The 20578-nt window shown below is 45.1% G+C and carries 16 protein-coding genes; 7 read left to right on the top strand and 9 right to left on the bottom strand.

Going from position 1 to position 20578, the window contains the following annotated elements; genetic code table 11:
• Positions 1 to 12 precede the first annotated feature (12 nt).
• The 4 genes from P0M28_RS02170 to P0M28_RS02155 all read right to left on the bottom strand — a co-directional run bounded on the left by P0M28_RS02170 (position 13) and on the right by P0M28_RS02155 (position 4056).
• Positions 13 to 966 (bottom strand): aspartate carbamoyltransferase catalytic subunit, encoded by a 954-nt coding sequence (locus P0M28_RS02170; protein WP_302207791.1) that lies wholly within the window; start codon positions 964 to 966, stop codon positions 13 to 15.
• Between the two features lie 3 nt (positions 967 to 969).
• Positions 970 to 1518 (bottom strand): bifunctional pyr operon transcriptional regulator/uracil phosphoribosyltransferase PyrR, encoded by a 549-nt coding sequence (gene pyrR / locus P0M28_RS02165; RefSeq protein WP_302207790.1) that lies wholly within the window; start codon positions 1516 to 1518, stop codon positions 970 to 972.
• Positions 1519 to 1638: 120 nt separating this feature from the next.
• The gene (gene araD1, locus P0M28_RS02160; RefSeq protein ID WP_302207789.1) at positions 1639 to 2604 is read right to left on the bottom strand and encodes an AraD1 family protein; all 966 of its coding nucleotides are present in this window, start codon (positions 2602 to 2604) and stop codon (positions 1639 to 1641) included.
• Between the two features lie 48 nt (positions 2605 to 2652).
• Positions 2653 to 4056 (bottom strand): sulfatase family protein, encoded by a 1404-nt coding sequence (locus tag P0M28_RS02155; RefSeq protein ID WP_302207788.1) that lies wholly within the window; start codon positions 4054 to 4056, stop codon positions 2653 to 2655.
• An 81-nt stretch (positions 4057 to 4137) separates the two neighbouring features.
• On the opposite strand from P0M28_RS02155, the gene P0M28_RS02150 reads away from it, so the two are divergent.
• Positions 4138 to 4446, top strand: coding sequence for a phosphoribosylpyrophosphate synthetase (locus tag P0M28_RS02150; RefSeq protein ID WP_302207787.1), 309 nt, complete (start codon positions 4138 to 4140; stop codon positions 4444 to 4446).
• Between the two features lie 12 nt (positions 4447 to 4458).
• Entirely contained in the window at positions 4459 to 5796 is a 1338-nt protein-coding gene (locus tag P0M28_RS02145; protein WP_302207785.1) for an MATE family efflux transporter, read from the top strand.
• Positions 5797 to 5864: 68 nt separating this feature from the next.
• On the opposite strand, the gene P0M28_RS02140 is transcribed toward P0M28_RS02145, so the two are convergent.
• Positions 5865 to 6638, bottom strand: a complete 774-nt coding sequence (locus tag P0M28_RS02140) for a DUF2797 domain-containing protein (RefSeq protein ID WP_302207784.1) — start codon at positions 6636 to 6638, stop codon at positions 5865 to 5867.
• 144 nt (positions 6639 to 6782) lie between these two features.
• On the opposite strand from P0M28_RS02140, the gene P0M28_RS02135 reads away from it, so the two are divergent.
• On the top strand, positions 6783 to 7607 hold the full coding sequence (locus P0M28_RS02135) for an SDR family oxidoreductase (RefSeq protein ID WP_302207783.1): 825 nt from the start codon (positions 6783 to 6785) through the stop codon (positions 7605 to 7607).
• A 215-nt stretch (positions 7608 to 7822) separates the two neighbouring features.
• Positions 7823 to 8413: a hypothetical protein gene (locus P0M28_RS02130; protein ID WP_302207782.1), complete on the top strand. Its 591-nt coding sequence runs from the start codon at positions 7823 to 7825 to the stop codon at positions 8411 to 8413.
• Positions 8414 to 8558: 145 nt separating this feature from the next.
• Here P0M28_RS02130 and hemA read toward each other — a convergent pair whose 3' ends face one another.
• Positions 8559 to 9842 (bottom strand): glutamyl-tRNA reductase, encoded by a 1284-nt coding sequence (hemA, locus tag P0M28_RS02125; RefSeq protein WP_302207781.1) that lies wholly within the window; start codon positions 9840 to 9842, stop codon positions 8559 to 8561.
• 345 nt (positions 9843 to 10187) lie between these two features.
• Between hemA and P0M28_RS02120 the strand changes: the two genes are divergently transcribed.
• Positions 10188 to 13694: a pyruvate carboxylase gene (locus P0M28_RS02120; RefSeq protein WP_302207780.1), complete on the top strand. Its 3507-nt coding sequence runs from the start codon at positions 10188 to 10190 to the stop codon at positions 13692 to 13694.
• A gap of 26 nt (positions 13695 to 13720) precedes the next feature.
• On the opposite strand, the gene P0M28_RS02115 is transcribed toward P0M28_RS02120, so the two are convergent.
• The 3 genes from P0M28_RS02115 to recQ form a co-directional block, all read right to left on the bottom strand.
• Positions 13721 to 14896, bottom strand: a complete 1176-nt coding sequence (locus tag P0M28_RS02115; RefSeq protein WP_302207779.1) for a sensor histidine kinase — start codon at positions 14894 to 14896, stop codon at positions 13721 to 13723.
• Positions 14897 to 15328: 432 nt separating this feature from the next.
• Positions 15329 to 15580, bottom strand: coding sequence for a hypothetical protein (locus P0M28_RS02110; RefSeq protein ID WP_302207778.1), 252 nt, complete (start codon positions 15578 to 15580; stop codon positions 15329 to 15331).
• A 330-nt stretch (positions 15581 to 15910) separates the two neighbouring features.
• Positions 15911 to 18067 (bottom strand): DNA helicase RecQ, encoded by a 2157-nt coding sequence (gene recQ, locus P0M28_RS02105; protein ID WP_302207777.1) that lies wholly within the window; start codon positions 18065 to 18067, stop codon positions 15911 to 15913.
• Positions 18068 to 18416: 349 nt separating this feature from the next.
• Here recQ and P0M28_RS02100 point away from each other — a divergent pair, with 349 nt between their 5' ends.
• Positions 18417 to 19577 carry a sensor histidine kinase gene (locus tag P0M28_RS02100; protein WP_302207775.1) on the top strand — a complete coding sequence of 387 codons (1161 nt, stop codon included), beginning with the start codon at positions 18417 to 18419 and terminating at the stop codon, positions 19575 to 19577.
• 119 nt (positions 19578 to 19696) lie between these two features.
• Complete coding sequence (gene nadC, locus P0M28_RS02095) at positions 19697 to 20557, top strand: carboxylating nicotinate-nucleotide diphosphorylase (protein ID WP_302207774.1); 861 nt, start codon at positions 19697 to 19699, stop codon at positions 20555 to 20557.
• Positions 20558 to 20578: the final 21 nt, after the last annotated feature.

The following is a 20578-nucleotide window of genomic DNA, read 5'->3' as shown; positions in this document are numbered from 1 at the left end:
GGGTAAAGCTCATCAATCGGTCTTCTTAATCTGCGAAGCTAGCAGGTAAAGCACGGACATACGGACGGCAACTCCGTTTTCAACTTGATCTAGAATAATGGCTTGATCGGAATCGGCTACGTCGCTACTCAGCTCTACTCCGCGGTTAATCGGTCCGGGATGCATAACGGTGATCGATTTGTTCAGACTGTCTAATAGCCTCTTGTTTACGCCGTAGTACAAGGAGTATTCCCGCAATGAAGGAAAGTACTTCACCTGCTGACGCTCCAGTTGGATTCGCAAGATGTTGGCAATATCGCACCATTCTAACGCTTCGCGTAAATCTAGTGTAACCTGGATACCTAATTCAGTGATATATTTGGGAAGCAACGTAGCCGGGCCGCAGACCATTACTTCGGCTCCTAATTTCTGTAGGGCGAAAATATTGGAAAGTGCGACTCGCGAGTGCATAATATCGCCTACAATCACTACCTTCTTTCCGGCCACCTGACCGAATTTCTCGTAGATAGAGTAGGTGTCTAACAAGGCTTGGGTCGGATGTTCGTGGGTGCCATCACCGGCGTTAATCACATTAGCACCGATATGTCGCGCCAGAAAATGGGGTGCTCCCGGGCTAGCGTGACGCATCACCACCATATCTACCTTCATGGCCAGAATATTATTGACCGTATCCAGCAAGGTTTCTCCTTTTTTGACCGAACTTGATGAGGAAGAGAAATTAACCACATCGGCCGAAAGTCGCTTTTCGGCCAGCTCAAAAGAGAGGCGGGTGCGGGTTGAGTTTTCAAAGAACACGTTAGCAATGGTCACATCCCGGAGAGATGGCACCTTCTTGATGGGGCGGTTCAGTACATCTTTAAATTGGTCGGCGGTGGAGAAAATGAGTTGAATCTCTTCGGCAGACAGGTCTTTGATTCCTAGTAAGTGGGGGCTGCGTAGTGTTTGCGTAGTTGTTTCGGTGGCCATTAATTATGTAGTCGCTTTAGAAGTGATCCAAACTCCGTCTTCTTCATTTTGCTCCTCCCACTCTACTAATACCCGCTGGGAGTCAATGGTATTAACCGCTCGACCTACGTAGTCAGGTTCAATGGGTAAGTGGCGGGTATACTTGCGATCAATGAGTACCATTAGTTCAACCTTGCGCGGACGACCAAAGGTGACCATAGCGTCGAGCGCGGCTCGTACCGAACGCCCGGTATACAGTACATCGTCGAGCAAAATCACGTTTTTGTCTTCTATCAAGAATGAAACATCGGTCTTACTTGGGGTCAGTGGGGAATCCCGTCGCCGAAAATCGTCGCGGTGGAACGTGGTATCCAGGTACCCTTTATCTATTTCTTTATCTAAGATTTTCTTTAGTCGGCGCTGAATACGATCGGCAAAGTAGATGCCGCGCGGTTGTAATCCCAATAATACGGTTTCTTCAAAATGGGCGTGGTTCTCAATAAGCTGATGGCACAACCGATGCAGCATCACATCGAGTAGCTGGGCATGAATAATACATTTACGGTCTTGCATTCGGTTAACCCCTTTGCCCGGCAAGTTACTAGATTTTCAGGAACTGGGGAAAGAATAGCTCAATTGTTCGATTGTTAAATTGCGGATTGTTCTTTGCCGCTAGTCATTATTCATCAGTCACTATTCATTAACAGCGAGTGGGTTCACTAGTGGATGGGTGAAGCAATCAGCAGAAATCTCAAATACGTCTTCTGGCTGGGTTTTAATTTGATCGGCAAAGCTTACTACCGAGGTGCCAAAAAAGTGGATATGAACATCGCCGGGCTGTCGAAACAGTTCGTATTTAAAGTGATGATGCTCCAGATTTTCCAGGTTGTGGCTCATATGCTCTTCTCCGGTCAAGAAGTTCTTTTCCCATAATACTTCGTTATCCCTAATAATTTTACTGGTGCCCTCTATTTTTGGTGGTAACTTCCCAACCAATAGTTCGGGGCCGTAGGCACATTTTCTTAGCTTGGAATGCGCCAGGTAGAGATAGTTTATTTTTTCCATTTTATGATCGGAAAACTCATTACCCAAGGTAAAGCCAATTCGTTGGGGTTCTCTCGTTTTATCGATAATGTACAATCCGACGATCTCCGGTTCTTCGCCTCCGTCTAGAGCAAAAGTTGGCTGAGGAATGGGTTGTTCGGGAGCTACCACGGATAATCCATTTCCCTTGTAAAACCATTCAGGTTGCACCCCGGGGTTTCCATCGGTCATTTGTCCGCCTTTCACTCCCATTTCAAACATTCGCATAGAGTCAGTCAGGTCGGATTCTTTTTTGCTTCCAGTGATCTTATGCATGGTATCGCGGGAAGCAGCACTGCCCAAGTGTGTCAGTCCGGTGCCAGTAACCCAAGTATGGTACGGATCAGGATGGGTAAGTGGGGGAAGTAGCCGCTTATCTTTAGCTATCTCCTGATAACTAACGCGAGTTTCTGAAGCATAATAGTCAATCATCTCACTGAGCGCGTGCTGGTTATCCCAGGCAAGCTGAACTAATTGGTAGACGCTATCAACTTCGTTGAGCACTCTAACTGAGCCTTGCTGAACTAAGCCCACGGTGGGGGTAGCATCGGGGTTGAGAAATTGTATAATCTTCATACTACGTTTTCAGATTGAATGTATAGATAAGATTTTGCTCTCTGCAAGCTATTTCTCTAATAATCTCACCGTAGGGTTTTCTACCGTGGCTGCCGGGCGTATTTGATCACCATCGGAGCGTAAGTCGCCCAAATGCTGGCGAGCGTAATCGGCCAGATGTTCTAATTGCTGCACTACTTCTGGCTGTTTAGCAGCAATATTATGTTGCTCCTGCCGATCTTCTTCTAGGTTATACAGTTCTGCCGCTCGGCCTTCTTTGAAACCAGGATAGTGATTGCTCTGGTAGGTACTATCTAGTGCTAAATGTAACTTCCACTTGCCGGAGCGCACGGCTTGTAGCTGCGCTTTCTGGTAGTAAAAGAAGGAAACATAGGGAGAAGAAACATTATCATTTAGTAGCAGCGGTGCTAATGAAAATCCGTCGATCACCCGGTCATTGGGCAGTGAGCTTTGGGTCCACTGAGCGATGGTAGGAAGAATATCGAGCGTGCTGGCCATTTCGGTAATCACCCGCCCGGCTGGGATGGTACCTTTCCATTGCATGATTCCGGGTACACGCATACCGCCTTCCCAGGTGCTGCCCTTCCAGCCTCTCAAATCGCCGTTACTTCCGCCCCAGCGCGAGGCTGCCCCATTATCGGAAGTGAAAATTATCAATGTATTTTCTTCCAGCCCTTGTTCTTTCAAGGTGGTGAGAATCTGTCCGGTAGACCAGTCTAGTTCTTCTACCGCATCACCGTAAATACCATTGGCTGACTTATCCCGAAAATTATCGCTGGCATGAAGTGGATTATGCGTCATGGCGTGCGGAAGATAGATGAAGAATGGTTTCTCTGAATGCGCTTGGATGAAATTAATCGCCTCTTGGGTGTAACGCTGCGTAATAGTGTTCTGATCTACCGGAGCTTCAATCACTTCTTCATCGCGCATCAGTGGAAGAGGTACAAAGTCGCGGTTCATGTCATTGCTGTAGGGAATACCGAAGTAGGTGTCAAATCCTTGTCGGGTGGGTAGAAATTCTAGCTGATCGCCCAAGTGCCACTTTCCAATGCAAGCGGTAGCGTACCCTTGTTCCTTTAGGAGTTCGGCAATAGTAATTTCGTTGGGGTTGAGGCCTTTCTTAGCCATAGGAAAAAGTACTTGAGTGCCTATGCTATCGGGGTGCCGGGCATTTACGTGCATATCAACCCGACGGGGGTAACATCCGGTGAGAAGGCTAGCCCGAGAGGGAGTGCAAACCCCACTGGTAACGTAGAAGTCGGTAAACAATGCACCATCGGTGGCCATTTGGTCAAGGTGGGGAGTTCGGTGTACCGCAGAACCGTACACACCTAAGTCACCGTAGCCCAAGTCATCACAAAAAATGATGATAATATTCGGTAGCTCGGTTTGGGCAGTTGTCTGGTTGGCGAAAACTAGAAGAGCACCCAGCGTAAAAATCACATTTTTCATAAACAATGCTAATTGTTAGAGGTAGTAAGATAGTATTTTTTGCATAATTGACGTAAGTTGAAACAACCTTAAATTTTAGCTATGTCCTCGTACGATACCTTGGTAGAAGCCATCAATGATTTGAGAAAGCGTGGTTTTGAGCACGACTTTAATTTAGAGCACGACCGACTGTATTGCAAACAACTCAAAATGCACTACCGCCCCAAAGAATTCACTATCACGGAAGTACACCGCTTTGAGGGAATGACGGACCCGGGTGATAACTCGGTGCTTTATGCCGTAGAAACTAGCAACCACGATAAAGGAGTGCTAGTGGATGCTTACGGTGCCTACTCAGAAGCACTCTCCCAAGAGATGATAGTAAAGCTTAAAGCTGGTTACCAGCAGTAGAGCACCTCTTTTTTGAAGCGAAAAGACCTAACCCAGGGATCGGTTCCCCTCACGCTGTATCAACTTACCCTGCCCATGGTGGTAGGAGTGTTGAGTATGGTGGCATTCAACTTAGTTGATACTTACTTTATCGGAAAGCTGGGCAAAAATGAGCTAGCTGCCCTGAGCTTTACCTTTCCGGTGATTATGGTAATTTTTAGCTTAGTACAGGGAATTGGCATTGGAGCTACCGCTTTAATTTCTCAGTCTTTCGGAAGAAACGATTTAGCTAAAGCAGCACGTGAGACAACCGACAGTCTGTTTCTAGCCCTGATGCTGGTACTTATTTTCGTGATTACCGGACTGTTTACCATTGATCTGGTATTTTCTGCTTTGGGAGCCACTGAAGAGATACTTCCTTTGGTGCGAGAATACATGGAGATCTGGTACTTTACCATCGTATTTGTTATTGTTCCTTTTGTGGGCAACAGTGCTATTCGGGCCACTGGCGATACTCAAACCCCCAGTTACATCATGCTATTTGCCGTACTGATTAATGCCGCACTCGATCCGCTGCTAATCTTCGGCTGGGGGCCAATTCCTTCGCTAGGGCTACAGGGAGCAGCTCTAGCAACAGCTATTTCGCGGGGTTTCACCATGGTAGTATCTCTGTATATTTTGCGCTACCGCGAACGGCTAATTACGTTTAACATTCCTTCTCGTGAGGTGCTTTTCGGGTGCTGGCGGGCTATTCTTTATATTGGCTTACCTACCGGAATTTCTCGGATGGTGGCTCCGGTTGCGGTGGGGGGAGTAACCGCTCTAATGGCCACCTACGGGGCTGATACCGTCGCTGCTTTCGGAGTAGGAAGTCGGATCGAAATACTGGGAATGAGCGTATTTTTTGCGTTGTCCGCCGCTATCGCACCCTTTATTGGCCAAAATTTGGGTCAGAAAAAGTGGGATAGAATTCAGCAAGCCATTAACTATAGTAGCATTTTTTCACTGCTCTGGGGAGTATTGGCCGCGGTAGTTTTGTGGCTATTGGCTGAGCCCATAGCCGCATTGTTTACGGATAATGCCCAAGTGGCTGCTCAAGTTGCCTTTTACCTGTCAATCATCCCTATTAGTTTCGGGTTTCAGGGAATCTATTTAATTGGCAATGCCGGACTCAATACTATGGGCAAACCCTGGCCCGCCTTTGTTATTTCAATGGCTCAGATGTTTATCTTCTACTTGCCTTTGGCCTATCTGGGCTCTTATTGGAATGAAGTCTCGGGAGCCTTTTTGGGAATTGCAGTGAGCTACGTACCCGGTGCAGTCGTTGTTTTCTGGATACTACGCCGATTCATTCGCAGAGGAGTAGCCTAGCTGATACTTAAGTTCTTGAACTAGGGCAACCATTGCGAACGTAAGTAAGGTACTACTTTTCTAGTTATTTACGCTACGGAAAGCTGTACGAAGTAACCGCTGTGGTTACGCACATTAAATACTCGCCCATCGCCTAATATCCAGTACTGTCCGCGTATTCCGGTTAGCCTTCCTTCTATTATGGGTTGCTTAGTTAGCAGCACGCTCTTTACCTTTTTCGGATATTCTAATACCGGATATTCAATCTCAGTAACTGCTGTATCTGGGGTGTAGTACTCTTTAAACTCTTCTGGAATAACGTTTTGAACGGTTTGTTGGTAAGAACTGAGGCTAAGTTCATCATTGGTCTCATTCTTCAGCATATTTCGCCAATTGGTTTTATCGGTGAAATTGGCTTTCAACGCCACTTCAATTGCTCCAGCCAGGTAACGGTAGGGAACAGCAGCGATGGGTGCCGCTTTCCAAGCTCCTTGGTCAATCCATCGGGTGGGTACTTGGGTAGAGCGAGTTACTCCTACTTTAATAGCATCTGTTTGGGCTAAGTATACAATGTGAGGTTGCAAGTGGTTTTTCTTCTCCCACTCGGGATCACGCCCCTCGCCTAAATGAGCCCGGCACTGCTCAGGATGAATAATACACTCGGAGTTTTGGGGCGATTTAATAAAGCAAGGATAACAAAACCCCTGACCGAATGATTTTTTAGTAAGCCGACCGCAGTTGACACAATTGATTCGTTCTGCAAACACTATTTTTATTTGGTGACCAATTAGTTTATTAACCAGTAGTGGGTCGTCATTTAACTGTAGTGTATATTGCACTGGTGAAGATAACTCAGTGCTCATTTTTCGAAGGTTACCTTCGTAATTCATATCCGTAATAATTGGTAGATTTGGAACAGAAGAACCGACGAAAGTATAAAATAATTTACAAATAGGATGGAAAACTGTTACTTCATTTTTGTGGCGATAGTCTAACGTTTAGCGTACATGATTAAAAGTATTAGCGTGCTAGGTTGCGGGTGGCTGGGTTTTCCTCTGGCTAAAGCTCTGGTAGCCCAGGGGTACGAAGTTTTGGGGTCTACTACTAACTCTGAGAAACTACCTTCACTGGAGCAAGCCGGTGTTCGCCCTTATTTGGTAGCATTATCACCGGAGATTAACCCCTCGGTTGAACAGGCATTTTTCCGAAGCGATGTCTTGGTAGTTAATATTCCTCCGGGTCGGAGGCGAGACGATGTCGAACACTTTTATCCCCAGCAGATCGGCGAAATCTTAAAACAAAATCCAACCCGAAGAATCATTTTTGTTAGCTCCACTTCTATCTACCCCAACCTAAATCGGGAGGTTACTGAGAAAGACTTTCTAGTGGGTGAATCTGAGCGGCAATCGCTTCGGGTGAGCGGACGGGCGCTGATAGCGGCGGAGCAATTGGTGCAGCAGTTTTCCGATCAGGCTACCATCGTTCGGTTTTGCGGGTTGATGGGCCCCAACCGTCATCCGGGAAGTTTTTTGGCCGGCAAAAAACTGAACAGCAGCGGACAAGCCCCGATAAACTTTATTCATCGGGATGACTGCGTAGCAATTCTTCTTAAAATTATTCAGGGAAACTACTGGGGCAAAACGTTCAACGCTTGTGCGGATGAGCATCCGACTAAAGAGGAATTTTATCAGCAGGCCACGCAAAAAATAGGGGAGCAGCCACCGCAGTTTTCATCAGAAAAATTGCTGCCTTTTAAATCAATAAGTAGCGAGAAGCTTAAGAAAGAACTGGCGTACCAATTTAAGTACAGCGACCCGAGGGATGCGTTATAATGTAGCCTGTAAATTAAGTGATTATTTTCTCTCTTTAGAAGCAGAGCTGCAATCTCAGCGAATCAATTTACCGAGTGTTATGGCCTGGTGAGAACCAGGAGATTAGAATAAGAATGAGGTGCTGCACTCAACCACTTAAATCTTATTATTCATGTGGTTCTAATCCATAATTTACGTTATATTAACTATACAATTCAACACGAAAGGAGCATGTCATGAGTAGAAACCACATCACCTGCTGCGCTCTTGCGATCATCTTAGTTGTCGTAAGCTGTCGCGAAACTGAAAATGCCTCCTCGGATACTACGTTCGAGCAGGTTTACCAGCAATTTCATGGTAAGTACGAAATTATCCACTCTACCAGTGATCAGGAAGTAGACATTAATCGGGATGGTGTGGAGTCGACGGATTTACTACAGGAAATACCTAATCTCGAAAGTGCCAGACTGGAACTGAGAATCGTTGAAAAGTCACTTATAGGTTCGGGAAGTATCTATTTATTCGTGCAATCTTGGCCGGAGCAGCATGTTCCAGACCGTATTGCTGAAGACCCTTCGGCTCTTATTCATTATCCTATGCAAGGAGTAGTCAGAACATTCATCCTTAACGAGAGCAAAAATGTGCTACAGGTAGAAGAAGACGAAGATACCGCTACTGATTTGGAGAAGTTTCCCCTACATGAATCGGTTACGGTTAACGATGAAGGGCAAATTCAGGTAATCGTTCAAAAAAGGATACTTACCACCGAAGGATGGCAGAATCTCCGAATTACAACTTTGTACACTCGGTACACTATGTCCACATAGATTGCGCGGCAGTAACGGAGGTTTGGTGTAAATATTCTAGGTCTTGATCACAGTAATTCTTTCAACGTAAGCAATAGGGCAAGATAAAAACAGTCTGTGTAGTACCTGCTATATCGCTTGCTTTGAAAGTAGGTTTTCCATAAAATTACGTGCGCTTAGCCGGATGTTTCTCTAGATCGAAGAGGTCGTTGAGTACGTCAATGAGGGTTTCGGCTTCACCTCGCTTGCAGGCCGCTTTGAGTTGAAGCACCGGCAGCTTGATAATCTTTTGCATCATGCTGCGGGTAATTTTTTCTATGTGAGCGGCTTGCTGGTCGTCTACATCTTTGAGATAGCGGGCCATCTCTTCCTGACGAATTTGCTCCAACGCATTTTTAAGCCGTTGGATGGTAGGCGACACCTCCATTTCTTGTGCCCACTGCTGAAGCTCCCGGAGCGACTCTTCAATAATAAACTTTACATCGGGTACCGCTGCCAACCGAAGGCTAAGTGCCTGATCCGCCCGGTTTCGGATATCATCAATATTGTAAAGATACGTGCTAGGCAACTTAGTGATAGCAGGCTCAATACTGCGCGGCACCGAAAGATCAATAAAGCGGGCCGACGGTCGCAATGATATTTGGGAGAGCAGGTTGTGCGTTAGCAGTGGCTTAGCCATCCCTACCGAAGAAATAATAATATCTGATGCTGAAATAGCTTGAGAAAGATCAGCAAAGTCGTAAGTAGTGAAGTCGTAAGCAGTCGCCAATTCTTCAGCCTTAGATCGGGTACGATTGGTAATGGCAATGCGAGCTTTGCGGTGCTTACTATCTCCTAAGTTTTTAGCTACGTCGGCTCCAATTTCGCCCAAACCTATCAGTAGTACTTGAGGATCAGAGAATTTTCCGGTTAGGTGTTGCACCATCTCCGTTGCTGCGTACGAGATAGAGGCGGCTCCGTCGCGAAACGCTGTTTCCTGCACCACTCGTTTGTTAGAATAAAATACCGTATGCAGTAAACGGTGCAAGAAAGGCCCCGCCATATCAGCATCAGCCGAAGCTTGGTACGCCCGTTTTACTTGATTGGTAATTTGTAAATCACCAATTACCTGCGATTCTAACCCCACGGCTACCTGAAACAGGTGGCGCATCGCCGAATGGCTATTATTAAGCCGGGTAAAGTAGGGATTATAGGTACGCGTATTCTCATTATCAAATCCCTTTACTAGTCCTAGAAGCGTAACCAGCAGATCACTTAAATTTTCTTCGTGAGAATAGTAGATTTCAGTTCGGTTGCAGGTAGAGAGAATGAGCACATCCCGAATATCAGTAAGTTCCTTAGTTCTTCCCAATAACTCATTTGCTTCTTCGGAAGAGAGGGCAACTTGTTCTCGGACTTCAACCGGACTATTCTTATAAGTTAATGATATTGCTTTGAAAAGATGGTGCATATGCGGCGATCAGCTCGACGTACAAATTTATAAGCTAATTGGGAATTAGTAAGAATGATTTTTTATTTAGAACGAGTATAAATAAAAGTAGATGTTAGTACCTTCATAAGAACCGAGTGGCTACTTCTATAATTCCCCTGATTAGCGATTGAGTACCATATTACCGAAATAAACATTTAGCCAATAAGCAGAAGAATGAATAGCTACACTAATAACTGATAGATAATAGCCTGCTAGCCGAGCAATTTTGAAAAAATCAGCAACAATTATTCTGAAAAACTCAATATTTTGGGCTTATCACCAATAATTCTTTAATTTTCCAACTCCACACCAAAACCTATTCTTATGTCTGAGTCTATTCGCCCAATCAATAAAATTCTGGTTGCTAACCGAGGGGAAATTGCCATCCGTATTCTACGAGCAGCTTCGGAGCTACGCATTCGCACGGTTGCGCTGTATACCTACGAAGATCGTTACTCCCTGCACCGCTACAAAGCTGATGAGGCGTACCAAATAGGCGAAGATGATGAGCCGCTAAAACCTTACTTAGATATTGAGGCAATTATTCTACTAGCGAAACGGCAAGAGATAGATGCGATTCATCCCGGTTACGGGTTTTTGTCGGAGAACGTTCGGTTTGCCCGCCGCTGCCGGGAGGAGGGAATTATTTTTGTGGGACCCGAGGCCGAGGTGATGGAGAAATTAGGCGACAAGGTATCCGCTAAAGAAATTGCGATTGCAGCCGAAGTTCCGGTGATTGAAGATAGTCAGCAGGCACTCAGCGAGGTGTCAATTGCGGTAGAAGAAGCCAATCGAATTGGTTACCCCATTATGGTGAAGGCCGCCTCAGGCGGAGGGGGCCGGGGAATGCGAGTGGTTCGCGAAGAGAAAGAGCTGAAGCAAGCCTACTCTGAGGCCAGCAGCGAAGCCCAGAAAGCATTCGGGGATGATACGGTTTTTTTGGAGAAGTTTATTGAGCAGCCTAAGCATATCGAGATTCAGATTATGGGCGATAACTTCGGTAATATCGTTCATCTGTTTGAGCGAGACTGCTCGGTGCAGCGCCGGTTTCAGAAGGTGGTGGAGGTAGCTCCCTCAGCCAACCTATCCCAAGAAACGAAAGACCAGCTCTACGAGTACGCCCTGCGGATTGCCCGCTACGTGAACTACAATAACGTAGGCACGGTAGAGTTTCTGGTAGATCGGGAAGAGAATATCTACTTCATTGAGGTGAACCCTCGCATCCAGGTGGAGCACACCATTACCGAGCAGATCACTGGAATCGATATTGTACGCTCTCAAATTCTTATCGCGCAGGGGCGAAAACTGTCCGATCCGCGGATTTTCATTAAGGAGCAGTCGGATATTCAGTGTAACGGTTTTGCGGTGCAGTGCCGGGTAACCACCGAAGATCCTAAAAACAACTTTCGCCCCGACTACGGAACGATTATCGCCTATCGCAACGCCGGTGGTTTCGGCATTCGCCTGGATGAAGGCAGTTCGTATCCCGGAGTGAAGATTTCCCCTTTCTTCGATTCTATGCTGGTAAAAGTGACTGCCACCGGGCGAACGCTAAAGGGAGCTTCTCAGCGATTGCAGCGCACCCTGCGGGAGTTTCGCATTCGGGGAGTGAAGACCAATATGGGTTTTCTGATTAACGTAATCTCGCACCCTACTTTCTACCGAGGCGAGGCTACCGTGAATTTTATTGGCGATCATCCGGAACTCTTCGATATTCGAGAAGGGCTCGATCGGGCTACTCGCACGCTAATGTATATTGCTGACGTAACGGTAAACGGCAATCCGAATATCCGGTTTCTAGATACGAATAAAACGTTTCGTACTCCCATTCTGCCCAACCAAACGATGCGGGAATCAACCACGAATGCGGAGGTGAATTACCAGTATGTGCCTTATCCGAAGGGCAGTAAAGACCACCTGAAAGAACTAGGGCGAGAGAAATTTTGCGCGTGGTTGAAAAACGAAAAGCCGGTTCAATTTACCGACACTACGTTTCGCGATGCTCATCAATCATTGCTGGCTACCCGGATGCGTACCGTAGATATGATGCGCGTGGCCGAAAGTTTTGCCAAGCACCATCCGCAAGTATTTTCTATGGAGGTGTGGGGCGGAGCTACCTTCGATGTAACCATGCGGTTTTTGTACGAAGACCCTTGGGAGCGATTAGCTCAATTTCGGGAAGCAATTCCGAACATTCTGCTGCAAATGCTGCTGCGGGGTTCCAACGCGGTGGGTTACAAAGCCTACCCGGATAACTTAATTGAGCGATTTGTTGAAAAAGCCTGGGAAACAGGTATTGATATCTTCCGTATTTTCGATTCGCTCAACTGGGTGGAAGCCATGAAGGTAAGTATCCGAACGGTACGGGAGCGAACTGAAGCTTTGGCTGAGGCAGCCATCTGCTACACCGGAGATTTACAAAACCCGGATAATAAAAAATACACCTTGCAGTATTACCTCGATATGGCTCGGCAACTGGAAGACGAAGGAGCGCATATTTTGGCAATTAAAGATATGGCCGGACTGCTGAAACCGCTGGCAGCCAAGCAACTGGTGAGTGAACTGAAGAAAGCGGTTGATTTACCTATTCATTTGCATACCCACGATACTGCTTCGGTGCAGTCCGCTACTTATCTGAATGCCGTAGAGGCTGGAGCGGATGTGATTGATGTAGCGATCGGAGCAATGTCGGGACTAACCTCTCAGCCTAATTTCAATAGTGTGGTTGCTATGCTAACGGGGCACGAACGGGAGCAGAAATTTGATCTGGATTCGCTCAATGAGTACTCAGTGTATTGGGAAGCGGTGCGGGAGTACTACTATCCCTTTGAGTCGGGATTGAAAGCGGGCACTGCTGAGGTGTACGATACTGAGATTCCGGGTGGGCAGTATTCAAACTTGCGTCCGCAGGCGGTGGCTTTAGGGTTAGAAGATAAATTTGAGCAAATCAAGAAGAACTACGCCAAAGTTAATCAGCTATTTGGCAATATTGTGAAGGTGACACCCTCATCGAAGGTAGTGGGAGATATGGCGCTGTACATGACTTCCAACAATCTGACCATCGGTGATATTCTACTTAGCGATGGGCAAGATAAAAATAGCAACTTATCATTTCCCGAGTCGGTAGTAAATCTATTTCGGGGCGATTTGGGTCAGCCCTACGGTGGTTTTCCGGAGAAGGTACAAAAGGTGGTGCTGAAAAATGAAAAGCCCATCAGTGGTCGCCCCAATGAACATCTAGATCCCATTGACTTTGATGCTGAGTTTACCGAGTTCAAAGAGCGATTTGATAAAGATTGCACTGAACTAGATTTTTTATCGTACCGGCTGTATCCTAAAGTTTACGAAGACTTCTACAACCACCGCAAGGTTTACGGCGACATGTCGGCATTGCCCACTCCCGCTTTTTTCTACGGGCTGAAGAATGGGGAAGAGGTACTGGTTAATATCGCCGAAGGAAAGGTAATTGTTATCAAACTATTATTTATCTCGGATGCTGATGAAAATGGCTACCGCCACGTAACTTTTGAGCTAAACGGTCAATCGCGGCGGGTGCGGGTAAAAGACAATAACCTGACAGTGAAGGTTGCGGCTCATCAGAAAGTTGATAAGAATAACGACACCGAGGTGGGAGCCCCCTTGCAAGGAAAACTAGCCCAGATGTTAGCTCAAGCCGGGCAGGAAGTAGAAGAAGGCACTCCGCTATTTGTTATCGAAGCTATGAAAATGGAAACTACAATCTCAGCCCCCCGAGCTGGGAAAGTACAAAAAGTACATCTAAATGCGGGAGTAATGGTAGAGCAAGATGATTTAGTGGTGGAGTTAGAGTAGGGCTAGTTTGAACGGTCGTTAGAGGTTTATTTGAGCTTTGGAATAGACAGAACAAAACAGCACCCTTTGGTGCGGGGAATGAATTCAACAGTACCCCCTAGTGCTTCCGCATTCTGTCTGACGAGATACAGGCCAATACCTGAACCCAAAGCATTAATGGCATGAAAGCGTTGGAACATCCTGAACATTTTGTGGTAATACTTCTCATCAATCCCCAAGCCGTTATCCGATATTTGGAAGAGAATATAGCCTTCCTTTTCAAAGCAGTGGATAGCAATCTGTGGGTCTTCTTCACTCGGATCCTGGTATTTAATAGCATTCGAGAGTAAGTTTTCCACAATCGATATGATTCGTCCCGGTTGAGTTTTGAAGGAACGACGATAGTCAAATTTTTGGTGAAAAACGATACGCTCAAAGTTATCCATGTGGCTAAACTTCTCAAGAGCATCTCCCACAATTGCTGCAAAGTTAACTTCGGATATTGGTTCTTCCTGATGCCGAGCTTTGGTAATAGCTAAAATATCATCTACCAGAGCACGCAGCTTTTCTAACTGATTTTCTACGATGTTGACCGTTTCCTTTGCTCCGGCAATATCATCTCGCTCAAAAGCACGTTTGGTTAAACTAAGCACTCGTATAGACGACTCTAAAGGACTACGCACATCGTGAGAAATCTGCGAGGTTAATCGTTCTAACTCCTTGTTGGTACGCCGAAGCTTTTCTTGGTTTTGGTGTTCTTCCGTCTGATCCTGAATCTGAGCAATAAAGTATAGAGGTTGATAATATTCGTCTCGGACAATTGAAGCGGTTAACTTAATCCAGATGATAGTTCGGTTTTTATGGAAGTACCGTTTTTTTATAGTGTAGGTCTCAATGTCTCCCGCCAATAATCGGTGGATCAATTCTAAATCATCCTCTAAGTCGTCGGGGTGGGTAATGGTTTGAAAATCAATCTTTAGTAGTTCCTTTTCAGTATACCCCACAATATCACACAATGCCTGATTTACTTTTAGCCAATGCCCATCGGGAGATATAAGAGCGAGTCCAATGGCTGAATGTTCCATTGCCAGCCGGAACATTTCATTATTTTCTATTTCTTCATCAGCTTGTTGTGATTCTGTGGCAGGCGATCCTGCGGCAGGCGACCCTGCGGCAGGCGACCCTGATTGCACTGACTGAGAAGTTGATCTTTTCGTGATCATTGTGGTTTGTTATTTTGCGACAGTATTATTGTTGAGGTGTAAATTTACCTGCTCAAAATATAATTTGTAGGCAACAATTGTAGAAAAAAGCAAGGAGGTGATGTATTTGTAAATATTGACCATAAATTGAATTGTGACCAAATACACTATTCGTACGGAGTTTATTACAAATCAAACAGCCTGTATTACCTTTGGCTTATACAAGCTAAATAAGCTGCATAACGCCCTACATTGAAGATGTTCTAAGAATTTCAGGCTCTAGAAGCGGTAGAAAACGAGAACGTAATTTAGGATGGGTGAGCGCATTAGTAATTAAAAAGATAAGGGAAGAATGCTTAAAAACTGAGAAATGTCAGCTTATTAAGCATTCTTATTTTCTGAGTAGACACTAAATCCAAAGTAACTTAATGAACATAATCTGCAACTTTATGGCTACTCGTCCATGAGGTGAAGGCTAATTCTCTCATCAATACGTTCCGATTCTTGGTAGAGATACCTTAGCTCTTTCCAGTCATTTTTTAGAGAATGAACTTCTTTTCTCAGCCTTTGAAGCTCATCTTGATCGGATTCATACCGCCTGATTAACTCAATAATAGCCTTAGTGGCGGTTGAGGTGTTAAGCAGTATCATCACTTCTTTCAACTGCTTTTCTTGATTTTCGTCTAAACGTAGGGTGTAAGCCATAATTAAATTCTGTTTTATCAAAATAAACTATCGTCTGGCCTAAAGCCAGATACCACATTATGATTGCAAAAATATAAGCTAAACTATTTTGGGTCAAGTTATTTGATTGCTTTTTTGGCAACTACATGACTAAAATCTAGTACTTCTTTTGTTATCATTATCCATACGCACTCTGAGCTGCTATTCTAGCAGTAGAAAAAGTAAAACAGTAAATATTGTAATAATAATATATTAATTAACATAATTAATATCTATACAGCTTAATAATGAAAGGGTGTAGTAATAGTACTAAATTTGATGATGGTCGAAAGAACCAGAAAACTACTTTTCCTACCGATGTTGGTGAGCAATCACTAGTCGTATCTCGTCGTAGCTGATGCTGTCATCTAACGAATCTTTGAGAGGTTTTAAGGCTCGGTTGCCGTGTACGTAGATGGCATCTTCAATTTTAGTAATAGTAGCCGGATCAACCAATTTGGTAACATCTACCGAACCATTCTGCACAAAATAGGCTAAATGGGTACTGATGGTGTTAGTACTCAAGTTACGTGCTCGGGCAATCTCAGCAATTGTTTTGCCTTGCTGGTAGTAGTCGTAAGTACGTTGTTTGGTATCAGTTTTGGGTTTAGCAGCTTGCTTTTTCCGGGAGCGTCGCCGGAGCTGCGACATACGGGAGTCCAAGTCGTGCTCAGTGCAGTACTGATTAATCTCGTCGAGAAAAGCGGAGCCGTATTTGGCAATTTTCACTTCACCAAAGCCGCTAATATGCGGAAGGTCTTCAGGTTGCGTAGGCAAATAAGTAGCCATCTCTTGTAGAGTAGCATCAGAAAATATAACGTAAGCCGGCACATTTTCATCTTGAGCCAACTGGCGGCGTAGCCCTTTCAGTAGTGAAAAAAGATGTTCGTCCATCGGTTTGGCCGACGATTTGATCGTGATCGCTTCAGGTTCAGCAATTTCAACCAACGTTACTTTTTCTTGCCCCTTCAGTACCGACCAGCTTTGTTCAGTAAGTTGTAGCGTAGGAAACTTATCGTCGGACTTTTGCAAATAGCCCAGGCGTAGCAAGTCGTTCAGGTAACGATGCCAGTCTTTTTTACTAACATCGGCTCCGGCCCCGTAGGTTTTTAGCTGCTTATGTTCTTGCCAGATTTTCTCCGACTTTGAACCTCGTAGAAAATCAATTACATAACCTCCGCCAAAACGTTCACCCAGTCGAGCCACTGCCGATAGTGCTTTCTGGGCAATGACGGTACCGTCGAATGTTTTATAATCGTTACGGCAAACGTCGCAACTACCGCAGTAGTCAGGAGCTTCCTCACCAAAATAGTTCAACAGAAACTTGCGTCGGCAGCTACGTAAGTCGGCAAAAATAGCCATTTGCTGGAGCTTTTCGCGTAGCACCCGGCTTTGCTCTTGGTTACCCGCTACCTCTACAAACCCCTGGAGCTTAATTACGTCGGCGTAACTGTAAAAGAGTAGGGCGTTACTAGCCAGTCCGTCGCGCCCCGCCCGTCCGGTTTCCTGGTAGTAACCTTCAATATTTTTCGGCAAATCCATATGCACCACAAATCGCACATTCGATTTATTGATTCCCATTCCAAATGCTACCGTAGCCACAACAATGGGTACTTCATCTTTCAAGAATTCGTCTTGATGCTTTTCCTTCACCTGGCTGGCTAGTTTAGCATGGTAAGGCTTAGCTGGAAATCCATCTTGGGTTAATCGTTCGGCTAAATCTTCGGTTGAGGCTCGGGAAAGCACGTAGATAATTCCCGATTGGTCGCGACGCTCGGCCAGAAAATCGAGTAGCTGAGCGTAACTCTGTCGTTTAGGGGCAACTTGGTAATAAATATTTTCCCGGTTAAAGCTAGAGATGAAAACTTTGGGTTGGCGAAGCTGAAGCTTATCCAAAATATCCTGCTGGGTCACCGGATCAGCCGTGGCGGTGAGTGCCACCGTGGGCACATCGTCCAATGCTTTTCTAATATCAGCTAGCATCCGGTACTCCGGTCGGAAGTCGTGCCCCCACTGCGAGATACAGTGCGCCTCGTCAATGGCCAGTAGCGAGGTGTTAATACTTTTAAGAAAGGTGATAAATCGATTTTCAGCATCAATTAGTCGCTCGGGAGCTAGGTACAGTAATTTCAGTTCTTGCTGCCGTAGTTGACGAAACACTTGCTGCTGTTCTTCCGGGCTTAGGGAAGAATTCAGGTACGCGGCTTTAATACCGTTGAGCCGTAGAGCATCTACCTGATCTTTCATTAGCGAAATGAGTGGAGAGACTACTACGGTAAGCCCGCCAAGTAAAATAGCCGGAATTTGGTAGCACAGTGATTTTCCCCCACCAGTAGGCATTAGCACCAACGTATCTTGTCCGGCGAGAATAGTTTCTATAATCTCTCGCTGATTTTCGCGAAAAGCCGTGTAGCCAAAGTATTTTTCAAGGGTTGGGAGCAGTGAGGAGAAGAGCGATTGGGTTGACATAGCAGCAAATTTTGACCCCTAAATTTAGTGAGAAGCGGCGAATGATAAAAAAATAAATGTAGCGAAGGTTGAAGCAAAGATCATCAGGTCTATCCAGTATTTTTCATTATAAAATCTGGGTAGTTTAGGCTACCTACCTATGCAAAAATATGTTTAATGCCAAGCAACGGAGTATCTGGAAGAAATGATTTCTCATATCTTCTGTAGAAGATACAGCTAACTGGATATATAATTATTTACTAAAATGAGGCAGTTGCGATAAATTAATTTACTACTTTGTTAACAATTCTTTCTAAGATTCTGGTCGAATCTTTGTATCTTCCAATATTGATACGCCCCTCACCTAACTATGAAAAATCAAGATAATAACGTTAAGCACGAACGTGACTTGGAAACGCTGCGCCAATTTGCGGAACAACACCCTAGTGATATTATACAACTGATTGATGCAATTCCGATAGGTATATGCATTACAAATAAGCAGGGACATTTTGTGAACGTAAATCTGGCCTACTGTGATTTTTACGGTTATTCGCCCGAAGAGCTAATTGGTAATTCCTTTCTGAAAGTAATTCCCGAAGACTTTCAACACGAAATGAAGCACCTGCACAACCAGTTTATGAGAAAGCGCCACGAGTTGCTAGGAAAGTGGGAGGTAGTTGATAAGAGCGGAGCTACCCGTAAGATACTCTCTAGCGCGGCTTATTTACCTGCTACCAAGATGGGCGGGCCTTTTAAAATGACGTTTATCACAGAGGAAGATGAGAGCCAGCAAGCACTGAATAATCTTGAAATAACAATTCAGCTACTTCAAAGAAAGATCAGTGCCCAGGAGATGGCTCAGCAGCTTTCTGATCATGACTTGCGAAATAATTTATCATCGATCTTACAAATTGTAGATGTTCTACTGGATAAGCAGCCTACGGAAGAACAGAAGGTCTGGTTGAATCACTTGAAGCAGCGCAGCGGTGATACTCTGGGTATGCTGAAGGCTACCTCTGATTACGCCAAGATGGAGCAGGGAGAATATGAGCCCGAGAAAACAGAATTTGATCTAGTGAAAGTAATCCGAGAGGAGTTATACGGTCTGAAGAAGGTAATCCTCTACAAACAGCTTCAAGTTTTATTGTCGTATCAGAGTAAACCTTGCAACGAGGAGACTCAAGTAAAAGTATTGGCTGATAAGTTTTATATGAAGCGGCTGCTTCATAATCTGCTGCTCAATGCAGTGGAGGCTTCGCCGGAATCTCAAGAAATAGTGATTTCGCTAGAACACAATCGTTTCTTTAAAATTGTCATCCATAATCAGGGTGCTGTCCCCCAAGATATTCAAAGCAATTTTTTTGATAAATTTGCTACTTCGGGCAAGAAAAAAGGTACGGGGTTAGGAACCTATATTGCTAAATTAGTAGTAGAAATTCACCAGGGTACAATTGCCTACCAAAGCAGTGAACAAGAGGGTACCGATATTATTATTCTACTGCCCCAGTCCGTATTACTGCATTCGTAGCTGAAGAACTATAAAAGTTACACGGGATGATAAAGTCTTGTTATTAGTAATTATTTTTGGAAGAAGATTGACTCAATTTCTTTGAACAATATTCTGAGCAGGGCTTTGTATTATCATCTATGGACTTATCGTACCTCACTCCCGAACGTATTCAGCAGTTTATTCAATCGGCTCTGGTAGAAGATATTGGCGAAGGCGACCACTCTACCCTCGCCTCGGTACCGGCCGACTTAAAAAAACAGGCGCGGTTGCTGGTCAAAGGTGAGGGAATTATTGCGGGGGTACAACTGGCTGAACATATTTTTAGCGCGGTCGACGAGCAGTTATCTCTGGATGTTGCTATTGCGGATGGTTCTTCGGTACAGTTTGGTGATGTTGCCTTGGTAGTAACCGGAAAGGCGCAGTCCATTCTTTCCGCTGAGCGGCTGGTGCTCAACTGTATGCAACGTATGAGTGGCATTGCTACCTACACGCATCAGCTACAATCCCTGATAAATCATACCAAAGCCAAACTGCTCGATACCCGAAAAACTACTCCCAACTTCCGACTACCCGAAAAATGGGCAGTAGCGATTGGGGGTGGGCAGAACCATCGTTACGCACTCTACGACATGGTGATGCTCAAAGATAACCATATTGACTACGCGGGAGGCATTCAGCAAGCGGTAAGCCAAACCCATCAGTATTTGCAGGATAAAAATTTGAAGCTTGAAATTGAAGTAGAAACCCGCAACTTAGTCGAAGTTCAGCAAGCACTAGAGGTAGGCGGTATTGACGTAATCATGCTGGATAATATGACTCCCGAACAGATGAAAGAAGCCGTGGATATCATTGGCAATCGGGCGAAAACCGAAGCATCGGGCAATATTAATGAAACCACTATTGTAGAAGTGGCCGAATGCGGAGTAGATTATATCTCGGTGGGAGCACTGACTCATTCGGTAAAAAGTCTGGATATGAGTTTAAAGGCAATACAATAGGCACGCGGCTAGCTGCTTTTT

The organism is Tunicatimonas pelagia (assembly GCF_030506325.1).
GTDB lineage: Bacteria > Bacteroidota > Bacteroidia > Cytophagales > Cyclobacteriaceae > Tunicatimonas > Tunicatimonas pelagia.
This window is presented reverse-complemented; position numbering and strand designations above follow the sequence as displayed.

Coding starts and splice junctions, on each gene's coding strand:
- P0M28_RS02170 (WP_302207791.1), bottom strand. CDS start 966: ATGGCCACCGAAACAACTACGCAAACACTACGCAGCCCCCACTTACTA.
- pyrR (WP_302207790.1), bottom strand. CDS start 1,518: ATGCAAGACCGTAAATGTATTATTCATGCCCAGCTACTCGATGTGATG.
- araD1 (WP_302207789.1), bottom strand. CDS start 2,604: ATGAAGATTATACAATTTCTCAACCCCGATGCTACCCCCACCGTGGGC.
- P0M28_RS02155 (WP_302207788.1), bottom strand. CDS start 4,056: ATGAAAAATGTGATTTTTACGCTGGGTGCTCTTCTAGTTTTCGCCAAC.
- P0M28_RS02150 (WP_302207787.1), top strand. CDS start 4,138: ATGTCCTCGTACGATACCTTGGTAGAAGCCATCAATGATTTGAGAAAG.
- P0M28_RS02140 (WP_302207784.1), bottom strand. CDS start 6,638: ATGAGCACTGAGTTATCTTCACCAGTGCAATATACACTACAGTTAAAT.
- P0M28_RS02135 (WP_302207783.1), top strand. CDS start 6,783: ATGATTAAAAGTATTAGCGTGCTAGGTTGCGGGTGGCTGGGTTTTCCT.
- P0M28_RS02130 (WP_302207782.1), top strand. CDS start 7,823: ATGAGTAGAAACCACATCACCTGCTGCGCTCTTGCGATCATCTTAGTT.
- hemA (WP_302207781.1), bottom strand. CDS start 9,842: ATGCACCATCTTTTCAAAGCAATATCATTAACTTATAAGAATAGTCCG.
- P0M28_RS02120 (WP_302207780.1), top strand. CDS start 10,188: ATGTCTGAGTCTATTCGCCCAATCAATAAAATTCTGGTTGCTAACCGA.
- P0M28_RS02115 (WP_302207779.1), bottom strand. CDS start 14,896: ATGATCACGAAAAGATCAACTTCTCAGTCAGTGCAATCAGGGTCGCCT.
- P0M28_RS02110 (WP_302207778.1), bottom strand. CDS start 15,580: ATGGCTTACACCCTACGTTTAGACGAAAATCAAGAAAAGCAGTTGAAA.
- recQ (WP_302207777.1), bottom strand. CDS start 18,067: ATGTCAACCCAATCGCTCTTCTCCTCACTGCTCCCAACCCTTGAAAAA.
- P0M28_RS02100 (WP_302207775.1), top strand. CDS start 18,417: ATGAAAAATCAAGATAATAACGTTAAGCACGAACGTGACTTGGAAACG.
- nadC (WP_302207774.1), top strand. CDS start 19,697: ATGGACTTATCGTACCTCACTCCCGAACGTATTCAGCAGTTTATTCAA.